General features: G+C 70.4%; 10 protein-coding genes. 8 read left to right on the top strand and 2 right to left on the bottom strand.

Translation table 11 applies throughout. The features are described 5' to 3' along the window. Window positions 1-230 precede the first annotated feature (230 nt). Entirely contained in the window at window positions 231-2,858 is a 2,628-nt protein-coding gene (locus U8331_RS08950; RefSeq protein ID WP_481130700.1) for an outer membrane protein assembly factor BamB family protein, read from the bottom strand. A 181-nt stretch (window positions 2,859-3,039) separates the two neighbouring features. On the opposite strand from U8331_RS08950, the gene trhA reads away from it, so the two are divergent. After that, window positions 3,040-3,711: a PAQR family membrane homeostasis protein TrhA gene (trhA, locus tag U8331_RS08945; protein WP_481130699.1), complete on the top strand. Its 672-nt coding sequence runs from the start codon at window positions 3,040-3,042 to the stop codon at window positions 3,709-3,711. 53 nt (window positions 3,712-3,764) lie between these two features. Here the strand turns inward: trhA and U8331_RS08940 are convergent, their stop codons facing one another. Then, window positions 3,765-4,235: an FKBP-type peptidyl-prolyl cis-trans isomerase gene (locus U8331_RS08940; protein WP_481130698.1), complete on the bottom strand. Its 471-nt coding sequence runs from the start codon at window positions 4,233-4,235 to the stop codon at window positions 3,765-3,767. Between the two features lie 239 nt (window positions 4,236-4,474). On the opposite strand from U8331_RS08940, the gene U8331_RS08935 reads away from it, so the two are divergent. The 7 genes from U8331_RS08935 to U8331_RS08905 all read left to right on the top strand — a co-directional run bounded on the left by U8331_RS08935 (window position 4,475) and on the right by U8331_RS08905 (window position 12,730). Further along, the gene (locus U8331_RS08935; RefSeq protein WP_481130697.1) at window positions 4,475-5,086 is read left to right on the top strand and encodes a tetratricopeptide repeat protein; all 612 of its coding nucleotides are present in this window, start codon (window positions 4,475-4,477) and stop codon (window positions 5,084-5,086) included. A gap of 44 nt (window positions 5,087-5,130) precedes the next feature. Further along, window positions 5,131-5,994, top strand: coding sequence for an N-formylglutamate amidohydrolase (locus U8331_RS08930; protein ID WP_481130696.1), 864 nt, complete (start codon window positions 5,131-5,133; stop codon window positions 5,992-5,994). A gap of 35 nt (window positions 5,995-6,029) precedes the next feature. Next, window positions 6,030-7,325 carry a tyrosine/phenylalanine carboxypeptidase domain-containing protein gene (locus tag U8331_RS08925; RefSeq protein WP_481130695.1) on the top strand — a complete coding sequence of 432 codons (1,296 nt, stop codon included), beginning with the start codon at window positions 6,030-6,032 and terminating at the stop codon, window positions 7,323-7,325. After that, window positions 7,322-8,404, top strand: coding sequence for an ATP-grasp domain-containing protein (locus U8331_RS08920; RefSeq protein WP_481130694.1), 1,083 nt, complete (start codon window positions 7,322-7,324; stop codon window positions 8,402-8,404). The genes U8331_RS08925 and U8331_RS08920 overlap by 4 nt, the downstream gene beginning before the upstream one ends. A 118-nt stretch (window positions 8,405-8,522) precedes the next feature. Further along, complete coding sequence (locus U8331_RS08915; RefSeq protein ID WP_481130693.1) at window positions 8,523-9,140, top strand: trimeric intracellular cation channel family protein; 618 nt, start codon at window positions 8,523-8,525, stop codon at window positions 9,138-9,140. Between the two features lie 88 nt (window positions 9,141-9,228). After that, window positions 9,229-10,737: an FAD-dependent oxidoreductase gene (locus tag U8331_RS08910; protein WP_481130692.1), complete on the top strand. Its 1,509-nt coding sequence runs from the start codon at window positions 9,229-9,231 to the stop codon at window positions 10,735-10,737. A gap of 244 nt (window positions 10,738-10,981) precedes the next feature. Then, a complete protein-coding gene (locus U8331_RS08905; protein ID WP_481130691.1) occupies window positions 10,982-12,730 on the top strand; it encodes a M1 family metallopeptidase in 1,749 nt (582 codons plus the stop codon). Window positions 12,731-12,938: the final 208 nt, after the last annotated feature.

Here is a 12,938-nt window from a genome sequence, read left to right as displayed (position 1 = left end):
GGGGCACGGTGCCGGCGTGCTCACCGGGAGGTGCGACAGCGGCCGGCGGACGGGCCTGCAACGAGCGTGTCGCCGCAGCCATGGTCCGCGCCGTGTTACGCCGGCTCCGCCATCACCGATTGGGGCACGGCGCGCGTAACCCGGCCGTAAAGGACGGCCCGCGTTTTCTTCGCGTGCGGTTGATGTTTCGTCCGCGTCCGCGTCCGGGCGCCCGGCCGGGCGCGGACGCGTCAGTTGTCTCCGCCGCCGGGCAGGGCGTACGCGATCACGTGGTCGCCCGCCCGGGTACCCAGTGAGCCGTGGCCGCCGGCCACCACCAGCAGGTACTGGCGCCCGTCGCGGCCGAGATAGGTCATCGGCGTGGCCTGGCCGCCGGCCGGCAGGCGGTGCTCCCAGAGCTGCTCGCCGGTGCTCACGTCGTACGCGCGGACGAAGTAGTCGAGCGTGCCCGACAGGAACGCCACCCCGCCCGCCGTCATGATCGGCCCGCCGAGGTTGGGCACGCCCATCCGGAACGGCAGCGGCAACGGCGAGCTGTCGCGGACGGTGCCATTGCGGTGCTTCCAGAGGATCTCGCCGGTGGTCAGGTCGGCGGCGGCGACGTAGCCCCACGGCGGCTCCTGGCAGGGCAGCCCGAGCGCCGACACGAACGGCCCCAGCTTCACCGCGAACGGCGCGCCGAAGTTTTCGTTGAGCGCGGGCAGGGCGGTGCCGTGCTGCGGCGCGCTGCTGCCGGTGTTGATGTACAGCGTGGTGTCGTCCTCGCGCGGGATCAGGGTGGACACGAACGCCAGGTAGGTCGGCGTGGTGAAGGCGATCTGCCGTTGCGGGTCGACCGCGATGCCGCCCCAGTTGAACACCCCGAAGTTGCCCGGGTAGACCAGCGTGCCCTGCGTGCTCGGCGGCGTGTACCGGCCCTCGTAGCGCAGCTTCTTCAACGAGATGCGGCAGGCGAGCTGGTCCAGCAGGGTCGCGCCCCACATGTCGCGGCCGCGCAGCGGCGGCGGGTCGTACGACAGCGCGGATACCGGCTGGGTCGGCGCGGTGTGGTCGCCTTCGGCGGCGCCCTGCGGCGCGGGGACTTCGGTCACCGGCAGCAACGGCTCGCCGGTACGGCGGTCGAGCACGTACAACTCGCCCTGCTTGGTCGGCTGCACCAGCGCGGGTACGGTCGCGCCGTCGATGGTCAGGTCCACCAGGCTGGGCTGCGAGGGCACGTCGTAATCCCACAGGTCGTGGTGGACGGTCTGGAAAACCCAGCGCACCCGGCCGGTGGCGAGGTCCAGCGCCACCACCGAGGAGGAATGGCGTTCGGTCGCGGGGCTGCGGGCGCCGCCCCACTGGTCCGGCGGCTGGTTGCCGAGCGGCACGTAGAGCAGTCCGAGCGCCTCGTCGACGCTGGAGATCGACCAGCTGTTGGGCGAGCTAGGCGTGTAGGTTTCGCCGGGCGGCAGGGGCGCGGTATCGCCCGGGTTGCCCGGGTCCCAGCCCCACACCAGGTCGCCGGTGCGCACATCGAATGCGCGGATCACGCCGGACGGCTCGGTGGTGGACACGTTGTCGAGCACGGTGCCGCCGACGATGACCAGCGACTCGGTGACCACCACCGGCGAGGTCGAGTAGTACGAGCCCGGGTTGACGTACGGCATGTTGGCCCAGAGGTTGATCTGCCCGCGGCCGTGGCCGAATTCGGGGCAGACCTTGCCGTTGTCGGGGTTGATCGCGATCAGGCGCCCGTCGGCGGTCGGCATGAAGAGCCGGGCGATGCAGCGTTCGGCGACCGGCAGGTTGCGGGTGGCGATCGGCGCGTCGGTGGGGCGTGGCGCGGCAGCCGAAGTGCCGGGCGCCGGCGCGGTGCGCTCGCTCGCTTCGGGGTTGCCGTCGGTGACCGGCGCGGTGGTGGCGGCCGCAGCGGACCGTTGCTGTCCGGTGGCGTCCGCCGGGCGCGCGGCCGCGGAAGCGCTGTCGTCGGACGACGACCCTGCCGGTGCGGAGGCGGCCGGAGCGTCACCACCGGCGTGGTAGGACAGGCCGCGACAGGTCAGGTGCTGCAGCGCCAGCTCGCCCTGGATCTCGGGATCGAGCCGCCAGATCTCTTCGCCGGTGGTCGCGTCGAGCGCGATCACGAACTGGTGCGGCGTGCACAGGAAGAGGCGGTCGCCGATCTTCAGCGGCGTCACCTCGAAGGTGGTTTCGACCGGGTCGCCGGGTTGCCCGCGGACATCGCCCGTACGGTAGGTCCACGCCACCTCGAGTCCGTCGACATTGGCGGGCGTGATCTGGTCCAAAGGCGAATAGCGCTGCCCGAATGGGGTGCGCCCGTACGCGTGCCATTCGCCTTCCGGCACGCCGGGCGCCGCGGGCCGGGCGCGCGCCGCGGGAGCGTGGCCTTCGATCCGGTGCGGGTCGTTGAACCACGAGAGCGCGGACACCACCACCGTCAGCGCCACCGCGACCGTCAGCGGCAACGCGGCGCCGCGCCACGCGCGCGGGTGCGAAGGGTGGTCGAGGGTGCCGCGCACCGGCTGCAGCGGTCGCGTGATCCACGGCATCAGCAGCCACAGGCCGAGCAGGAACGGCAGGCCCAGGCGGGCCGCCAGCGGCCACCAGTCCAGCCCCGCTTCCCACCAGGACCACGCCAGCGTCGACGCCAGCAGCAGGCCGTAGACCGGCAGTGCCGCCCGGCGTCGCGTCAGCAGCAGGACACCGGTGAGCACGAAGCCGACGCCCGCGGCGAGGTAGAACCACGACCCGCCCAACGCGACCAGCTGGATGCCGCCACCCCCGAGTGCGAGTCCGATCAGCAGGAAGACGATTCCGGTGATGAGCAGGGCGATGCTGCGCCGGTGGACGGACATCATGGCTCTCCATTCGGTGGACCACCGCGCCTGGCGGCCCGCAGTGGTCGAAAGGGATCGCCCGAGCCTAGCGCCCGGGTGTTTACGCCGCGTGCATCGGACCGGCGGCCGTTGATCGACTCGGCTCGCTGATCCGCGCGCGCCGGCCGTCGGCCCACGGTGCTCGGGTAAGATCGGTGCCATGCGCAGCCGTACTGGTCATCCGAGTGCTTCGCCCGCCGTGCCCGTCGACGTGCATGCCGGCGAGGAACTGGCCAATGCGATCACCCATGGGCTGGGCGCGGCCGCGGCGCTGGCCGGCGGTGCGGTGCTGATCACCCTGGCGGCACTGTTCGGCGATGGGTGGCAGCTGGCCGGGGCGATCGTGTTCGGCGTCTGCCTGTTGCTGCTGTACCTGGCATCGACCCTGTACCACGCGATCGCGCATCCGGTGGCGAAGGCGCGGCTGAAGGTCTTCGACCATTGCGCGATCTACCTGCTGATCGCCGGCACCTATACGCCGTTCACCCTGGTCGGCCTGCGCGGGCCGTGGGGCTGGAGCCTGTTCGCCGCGATCTGGACGCTGGCGATCGCCGGCGTGGTGTTCAAGCTGTTCTTCACCGGCCGGTTCAAGCTGCTGTCGACGCTGCTCTATGTCGGCATGGGGTGGCTGGCGCTGGTGGCGATCAAGCCGCTGCTCAACGCGCTGGACGGCTGGACGCTGGGCTGGCTGCTCGCCGGTGGCGTGTTCTACACCCTGGGCACCTTGTTCTATCACCGCCCGGCACTGCGCTACTCGCATGCGGTGTGGCACCTGTTCGTGGTGGCCGGCAGCGTCTGCCACTACGTGTCGGTGATGGCGCTGGTGGTCTGACCGGCACAAAAAAGCCCGCGACCGGCGCGGGCTTTTCCGGCATTCGGCATGGGTCAGGCGGCAGGTTCCACGTGGCCCTGGTTGAGCTCCTCCTCGGAGGCTTCGCGTACGTCGGCCACCTCGACCGCGAAGTGCAGGTTCTGCCCCGCCAGCGGGTGGTTGCCGTCGACGGTGACCTCTTCCGGCTCCACCTTGGTCACGGTGACCAGCAGCGGTCCCTGCGCGGTGCGGGCCTCGAACTGCATGCCCGGCTGGACCGATTCCACGCCTTGGAACGCGCTGCGCGGCACGGTCTGGATCAGCCCGTCGTGGCGCGGGCCGTAGCCCTTCTCGGGAGCGACGTCGACGGTCAGGGTATCGCCGGTCTTCTTGCCGACCAGCGCCTGCTCGAGGCCGGGAATGATGTTGCCGGCGCCTTGCAGGTAGCTCAGCGGGGCTTCCGCGGCGGACTTGTCGATGACCTCGCCGGCGTCGTTGGTCAGGGTGTAATGGATGGTGGCGACGCGCCGATCGGCGATCTCCATGGGGAAACCTCACAGTAGGGAAGGGTGGAAATACGCCGGTGAAACTCACGGCGCAGGGAAGATGAGCGAAAGTGCTACCGCCCCAGCCTAGGAAAGTCGGACGCCCGCCGCAACCCGCGCACGGTTTTTTGGGACAATGGCGCCTGTTCAGGGGCCGGGAATGCGTGGATGCGCCCCGGTCATCGAGATTTTTACGTCGCCGCTGATAGGTTCCCGTGCATCAGGGAACGGAGACCCCCATGAGTCCTGTCGTTCCAGCCCGGTTCCGTGGCGCCCTGAAGAGCTGCGTGACCTTGGCATTGACTGCTTCACTGAGTGCCTGCGCCACATTGCACGCACCTGCCGCGCCCGATTACGACGCGTCGATGCTGCTCGCGCGCAGCCATGCGGAGGCCGGCCAGGTCGATGCCGCGGTCGCCACGCTGCAGCAGGCCGCCGCGCTCGACCCCACCCGCAAGGAGCCGTGGCTCGAGATCGCCGGCCTGCGCTATCGGCAGGGACGCGCGGTCGATGCGCTCTCGGCGGCCGAACAGGTACTGCGGCGCGACCCGGCCGACGCGCAGGCCCACGAGCTGACCATCGCCAGCGGTCTGCTGGTGGCGCAACGCACGCTGGAGCGCCTGCGTGCGTCGGGTGCCGCGGTCGATGACGCCCACCAGGCCACGGCGCGCGAAATCGCCACGCTGATGGCCGACGTATTCGGCCCCGAGACGCTGGTGTCGGACGAGTACCGCGAGCAGCTGGCGCGCGAGGCCGTGGCGCGTTACCGCGCCGCGCGCATCGAGCGGCTGCCCGAAGCGCGGCAGGAAGAACCCAAGGGCGACCCGCTGGATCTGCTCGGCGGCGACTGAACCGATCACGGTCACCTCATGCCGGCGATGCAACGATGGCCGGCATGGACAATCGAAACGACGCGGCCGTCGACGCGCCGCCGCAGTATTTTTCCCGCGACGAACAGCTCGTCCTGCAGCACCCCAGCGACGACTGGGACATCGTCCTCGGCGAGGGGCCGGTGGTCGCTGCCGCCATCCACGATGGTCATGCCATGCGCGATTCGCTGCTGCCGCACCTGGCCTTCAGCGAGGAAGAGCGGCGCCGTGACGAGGACCCGCTGACCGGCATCCTGACTTCCGTCGGCGACGTGCGCATCCAGGTGCGCGCCTCGCGCTTCCAGGTTGACCTCAACCGTCCGCGCGCGAAGGCGATCTCCACCAATCCCGCTGACACCTGGGGCCTGAAGGTCTGGCGCGGCCCGCTGCCCGCCGACGAACTGGACGCGTCGCTTGCCGGGCACGACCGCTTCTACGCGATGGTGCGCGCACTCATGGACGAGGTGCTGGGGAAGTGGGGCTGCGTGCTGCTGCTGGATATCCACAGCTACAACCATCGACGCGACGGCGCCGGCGCGGACCCGGCGCCGCAGCACCGCAATCCCGATATCGACCTGGGCGTGACCACGCTCGACGCGCGCCGCTGGGGCCGCACCGTCGACCGCTTCGCCGAAGTGCTGCGCGACACCACGGTCGCCGGACGCCGCCCGGACGTGCGCGAGAACGTGCGCTACGAGGGCGGCGGCTACTTTCCCGAGTGGCTGTATGCGACCTATGGCGAGCGCGTCTGCGCCATTTCGCTGGAATACAAGAAGATCTACATGGACGAATGGACCGCACAGGCCGACATCGGCGTGGTCGAGGCGTTCCGCGCCAGCCTGCAGGACGCGGTCGATGCGGTCCGCGGGGAGTTCCTGGCGTGCCGGTGACCGGCGTACCACGTGCGGCGCGCCGGCCGCGGCCCTTGCCCCCGGTCGCGGCGCAGGTCGACGCCGAACTGGCGCGGATGGACAGCGAGGTCGACTGGCTGCTGGCGCTGTCGCCCATCCACAACGACCGTTTGTGGACACAGTTCGAGGCCAGCGGACGGACCCGGGTGCCGCCGCTGGAATACCTCGATCCCGATATCGACCTGCACGCAGTACGCGAGCGGTTGCTCGCCCTGCCGGTCGAGAAGATCGAGTCGCCGCTGCTGGCGGGTCTGCTCGCGGAGAAGCAGCGCGAGCTCGACCGCCAGATCGAACTGGTGCGGATGCGCGACACCGACGGCTTCATCAATGCCAGCCTCGACCTGTTCGGCGGCGTGGAGCCGCGGCTGCTGGCGCTGGCCGAGCAGATCCTCGCCAGCGTCGGGCCGAGCGTGCCGCTGGAGGCGGAGGCCGGCATCGACGAGGTGCTCGCCGCGGTCGAGGACGAGCTGGACTGGTACCGCGACCGCTCGCCGGATTTCTTCGCCGAGGTGGTCGTCGACGCCGATCTGAATTCATTGATGATGGTGTCGCACGGCAAGTTCTTCATCGACGGCGACGTCCGGCTCCCGCGGGCGCGGGTGCAGCCGCTGATCCAGCACGAGATCGGCACCCACCTGGTGACCCGCCACAACGGCAACCGGCAGTCGCTGCAGCAGTTGCGGGTGGGCCTGGCGCACTACGACCCGCTGCAGGAAGGCCTGGGCGTGCTGGCCGAATACCTCGCCGGCTACCTGCCCGGAGAGCGCCTGCGCGTGCTGGCCGCGCGCGTGGTGGCGACCGACATGGCGATACGCGGCGAGGACATCCCCGTGATTTTCGACGTGCTGCACGGTACCCATGAGCTGCCCACCGACGACGCCTTCGACGTTGCTGTGCGCGCCCGCCGCGGAGGTGGACTGACCAAGGACGCGGTGTACCTGAGCGGCCTGCGCGACCTGGTCGAATACCTCGCCGGCGGCGGCGAGTTCGAGCCGCTGTTCATCGGCAAGTTCGCGCTGTCGCACCTGGTGGTGCTGGACCAGCTGATCGACGAAGGCTGGGCGGTCGCACCGGACCTGCTGCCGCGCTACTGCTCCGCCTACGGCGCCGGCGAACGGCTGGCCCGCTGCCGCGAAACGCCAGTCGAGCGCCTGTTCCACGTCGAGCCCGCCGCCGACGGTCCGGCCCGCACCGGGAGCCGCGACCCCGCGCACGCGCCGCCCCCCGGGCTGGCGCCGGAACACGTCGCGGGTCGCTCCGCGCGCAGCGCACCCATCCCCCACCAGCAAGCCTCCAAGGATCACGCATGAGCCCGTCCCCGGTCAGCGGCCCCGGCAAGCCGATCAAGCTCGGCTTCGTCATCAACGACATGGCCACCGAGAAGAACAACTACACCACCATCCGGCTCGCCCGCGCCGCGGTGAACCGTGGTCACGACGTGGCGCTGATCGGCCTGGGCGACTTCATCTACGACGCCAACGGCACCATCCGCGCCCGCGCGCACGTGCCGCGCCAATCGCAGTACGCCGACGACGACGCGCTGCTTGCCGACCTGCAGGGCACCGATTGCGAGACCCACCGGATTTCGGTCGAGGACCTCGACGTACTGATGCTGCGCAGCGACCCGGCCGAGGAGGTCGTCGACCGCCCGTGGGCGCCCAACAGCGGCCTGCTGTTCGCCCAGCTGGCCGCGCTCAAGCACGTCATCGTCCTCAACGACCCGACCCACCTCACCGACGCCTCCAACAAGACCTATTTCCAGCACTTCCCCGAGGAGCTGCGGCCGGTCACCTGCATCACCCTGGACGCCGACGAGATCAAGTCGTTCATCGCCGCCCACGACGGCTACGGGGTGATCAAGCCACTGCAGGGCTCGGGCGGGCAGAGCGTGTTCGTGGTGACGCCCGACAGCGGCGCCAACCTCAACCAGATGATCGAGGCGGTGACCCGCGACGGCTACGCCATCGTGCAGGAATACCTGCCCAAGGCCGCCGAGGGCGACCTGCGGCTGCTGACCCTCAATGGCCGGCCGCTGTGCGTCGACGGCCAGTACGCCTGCTTCCGGCGCTACAACGACAGCGGCGACGCGCGCAGCAACATCACCGCCGGTGGCAAGATCGAAATGGCCGTGCCCGACGAGGACGCGCTGCGGCTGGCCGAGATCGCCGCGCCCAAGCTGATGCGCGACGGCATGTACCTGGCCGGGCTCGACATCGTTGGCGACAAGATGATGGAGATCAACGTCGACACCCCCGGCGGCATCAACATGGCCGAGGAGCTCACCGGAGTGGATTTCAGCGGTTACATCATCAGCGACCTGGAGCGGAAGGTGCGCCTGCGCGACCAGTACAACCGGACGCTGACCAACAACGAGCTGGCGATGATGTAACGGCGGCTCCGCGTACGGCGCGCGTGCCCGCGAGGCCGGCGGACGATCCAGCGGCCCGGCTTGAACTCGGCCGACCGCTCCACGCATCCTGACGCCCCGCATCGCCGAGCCGCCGGACGTGGACCTCTTCCTGATCGCCCTGGACCTCCTGGGCACGTTCGTGTTCGCCATCGCCGGCGCGACCGTCGGCGTGCGGCACCGGCTCGACCTGTTCGGGGTGCTGGTGCTGTCTTTCGCCGCCGCGACCTCCGGCGGTATCGCCCGCGACGTGCTGATCGGCGACACGCCGCCGCTGGCGCTGGTCAGCTGGAGCTACCTGGCGACCACCTGTCTGGCGGGGCTGCTGACGTTCTACCGCTACGCCGACGTCGAGCGCCTGCGCAATCCGGTGCAGGTATTCGACGCGGCCGGGCTGGCGCTCTTCGCGGTGTCGGGCGCGATCAAGGCGATCGACTTCGGCCTCGGCCCGGTGTCGGCCACGCTGCTGGGGATGCTCAGCGGCATCGGCGGCGGCATCGCCCGCGATGTGCTGGTCGCGCGTACGCCGGTGATCTTCCAGGCCGAGCTCTACGCCGTCGCCGCCATGGCCGGCGCCGCCACCGTGGTGATCGGCCACCGGCTCGGGTGGCCGCTGGCGCCGGTGGTGGTGGTCGGGGCGCTGCTGTGCTTCGGCCTGCGCTACATGGCGATCCGGCACGGCTGGCGCCTGCCCGTGGCGCAGCCGCGGGACCCGTAGGTGGATCTGCGGTTGGCGCGCACCGTCGCCTGAACACCGTGCTTACGTCGCCTCCTGCGTAATGGGGCATCCCAAGCGCGGAGGCAACATGGATACCCACCCCGGCAGCATCTGGATGACCGGCCACGCGGAGGCGGGCGAGGTCGCCTACCCGGCGCTGTCCGGGGCGACGCTCGACGTGGATGTCGTGGTGGTCGGTGGCGGCATCACCGGCGTGACCACCGCACTGATGCTCGCCGAAGCCGGCCGCTCGGTCGCGCTGCTCGAGGCGGCGCGGATCGGTGCGAGCAACACCGGGCGCTCGACCGGCAATCTCTACGGCACCCTGTCGAGCGGCCTGGCCAAGGTGCGCGCGAAATGGGGCGACGAGGTACTGCGGGAGGTCGTCGCGATGCGCTCGGCGGCGGTCGACCGGATCGGGCAGAACGTCGCGCGCCTCGGAATCGACTGCGCATTCGAGCGGCGCGCGCTGTACTGCGGCGTGGCGGGCGACGGGGCAGCTGCGCTGCAGTCGCTGGAGGAGGAGTTCGACGCGGCTTCCGCGGCCGGGCTGGCGCCCGAATGGGTCGAGGCGGGTGCGCTGCCGGTGCCCTTCCACCGCGTGCTGCGGATCGATCGCCAGGCGCAGTTCAATCCGTGGCGGTACACCCGCGCGCTGGCCTCGGCGCTGGCCGGCCACGGCGCGCACGTGCACGAGCACAGTGCGGTCACCGACATCGACGCGGGCGATGGCATCGTGCGCACCCGCACCGGCGAGGTCCGTGCGCGGCACATCGTGCTCGCCACCCACACGCCGAAGGGCTTCAACCTGGTGCAGGCGGAGATGGAGGTCCAACGCGAATACGGGGTGGCCGCACCGATGCAGGGCGCTCCGGACGGCATCTTCTGGGTGCGCGACCGCTCGCGTTCGGTACGCAGCTATCGCCACGACGGGCGCGACTATCTGGTCGTGGTCGGCGAGAAGCACAAGACCGGCGAGCACGAACCCGGCGCCGACTACTACCAGCGCCTGCGCGACTACGCCCGCGCGCAGTTCGGTGTCGAGGAGTTCAGCCATGAATGGTCGGCCCAGCAGTACCACGCCGCCGACGAGCTGCCGTACGTCGGACCCAGCGCGCACGGCAACGTCTTCATCGCCACCGGGTTCGCGGCCGACGGGCTGACCTGGGGCACGGTCGCGGCGGCCGTCCTCTGCGATCTGGTGCAGGGACGGGAGACCGCGGCGGCCGAGCGCCTGTCCGCGCGGCGGTTCACTCCGGCCAAGTCCGCCCGCGGCTGGGCGACCGAGAACACGACGGTGGTCAAACACCTGGTCGGCGACCGGTTCGCGCATGCGGAGCTGGAAAGGCTGTCGCAGGTGCGGCCCGGCGAAGGCCGGATCGTCGATCTGGACGGCCGCAAGCACGCGGTCTACCGGTCGCCCGAGGGCGAGCTCACGGTGCTCTCGCCGGTGTGCCCGCACCTGAAGTGCCTGGTGGCGTGGAATCCCGCCGCGACGAGTTGGGACTGCCCCTGCCACGGCAGCCGCTTCGGCGTCGATGGCCGGGTACTGGAAGGGCCGTCGCTGCATCCGCTGGAGCATCTGGTGATCGGCTGAAGCCGGACCGGGCCGGGCCGGGCGCCTACTCCGTCTAATGACGATGTCCGGGCTCTTGTAGGAGCGGCTTCAGCCGCGATTTGAAACCGGCGCGCACGAACCGGCGGCCGATCGCGGCTGAAGCCGCTCCTACAAAGGCGCGCGGCTCCCGGCGGTGCCCCCACGTTGGCCGCACCCTCGCCGATGTGCCATGTTCGTGGGACGGGCGGGGGCTGCCCGCGTCCACGCCAAAGGGGAGTCTTCCATGGGGTCACGTCACCACTTCGCACTCGCGGGTCTGCCGCTGGCGCTCTTCCTCATGGCCGACCACGCCGCCGCCGCGGGGCAGGGCCACCCCGGCCAGGGCAACCTGACCGACCACACCTACGCTTCCGGCGCGCCATTGACGGACGAGCAGAAGGCGGTGGTGTTCGAGTCGGCCGACCTGCAGTTCCAGGTGTTTCCGGACACCCGCCGGCTGCGCGGCGACGCCACGCTGGGTTTCCGCGCCACCGCGCCGGTGCCGCGGCTGGTGCTCGATCTCGATCGCAACCTGGCCATCGGCTTGATCACCGTCGACGGCCGCACGCTGCCGGCGGATGCCTGGAGCAATCCGGACGGGCGGCTGACGATCGATCTGCCCGCTGCCCTTGCGCCCGGCGACAGCGTCGAGGTGCGGATCGCCTACGAGGGCGAGCCGCACGTGGCCGAGCGCGCGCCGTGGGACGGCGGCTTCGTCTGGGCGACCGCGCCGACCGGCGAGCCGTGGATCGCCACCGCGGTGCAGGGGCAGGGCTGCGACCTGTTCTGGCCGTGCATCGACCATCCGATGGCCGAGCCGCAGGTGGTCACCCAGCACGTAACCGTGCCCGCGCCGCTGGTGGCCGCCGGCAACGGCGTGCTGCTCGGCACGGACGAGAAGGACGGATGGCGCACCTGGCACTGGCGCACCGAGGACCCCAACACCTACGCCATCGCCCTCAACATCGGCCCGTACGAGCTGCTGCAGGACGAGTACGAAAGCCGCTACGGCAACACCATCCCGCTGCGTTTCTGGCACCTGCGCGACCGCGACGGGCAGGCGCGCGAGCTGTTCGCCGAGTTCCCGCGGATGCTGGACTTCTTCGAGGCCACGATCGGCCCGTACCCCTTCGCGGGCGAAAAGATGGGCGTGGTCGAGACCCCGCACCTGGGCATGGAGCACCAGACCATCAACGCCTACGGCAACGAGTATCGCAAGGGCGAGTTCGGCTACGACTGGCTGCTGCAGCACGAGTTCGCCCACGAGTGGTTCGCCAACCAGCTGACCAACCACGACTGGGACGACATGTGGCTGCACGAGGGCTTCGGCAGCTACATGCAGCCGCTGTATGCGCAGTACCTGCTCGGCGACATGGGCTATCACGCGCAGCTGCACGACCAGCGGCTCGGGTTGATCAACCGGCACCCGATCGTCTCCGGCCAGCCGATGCTGGAGCACGAGGTCTACGACGCGGAGGCCGGCCCCTGCGGCGACATCTACGCCAAGGGCTCGTTGGTGCTGCACACCCTGCGCGGAATGATCGGCGACGAAGCGTTCTTCCGGGCGACCCGCCGGCTGGTCTACGGCACCGACGACCCGCGGCCCGGCCGGTTCGCGCCGCGCTACGCCGACACCCCGGACTTCATCGACATCGTCAACGACGTGACCGGTGACGAGCTGGGCTGGTTCTTCGACGTCTACCTGTACTCGTCGGCATTGCCGGAGCTGGTGGTCGAGCGCGGTGCCGGCGGGCTCGATCTGCGCTGGAAGACGGAAGGCGACAGGCCGTTCCCGATGCCGCTGCAGGTGCGGGTCGGACCGCCCGGCGGCGAGGTGGTCGAGGTGCCGATGACTGGCGGGCGCGGCCACGTCGCATTGCCGGTCGGTGAGGTCTTCACCGTCGATCCGGCGTCGAAGGTGCTGCGGGCGATGCCGCATGTCGAGGCCTACCGGGCCGACCAGAAGGCGAGGGCGAAGAAGGACGCCGAATGAGCCGTTTGCCTGTCCGCTGCATGGTAGGAGCGACGTAGGTCGCGACCCGCCGAAGCCGGCCCGGTTCGCGAAGGCCGGTTACGGACGCGCCTCCCGAAGCGCTCTTTCTTCGGAAGCGACAAGGGCGACCCGGAGCCCGTCATCCTCGGCCACGATGTACAGGTCGCGACTCACGTCGCTCCTACAGCTCGAGATCCGCCATCCTCGC

The sequence above is a fragment of the Lysobacter sp. CC-YZS074 genome (genome assembly GCF_056739745.1).
The sequence above is the reverse complement of the archived record's forward strand: the minus strand, read 5'-3'. Positions and strand labels throughout refer to the sequence as shown.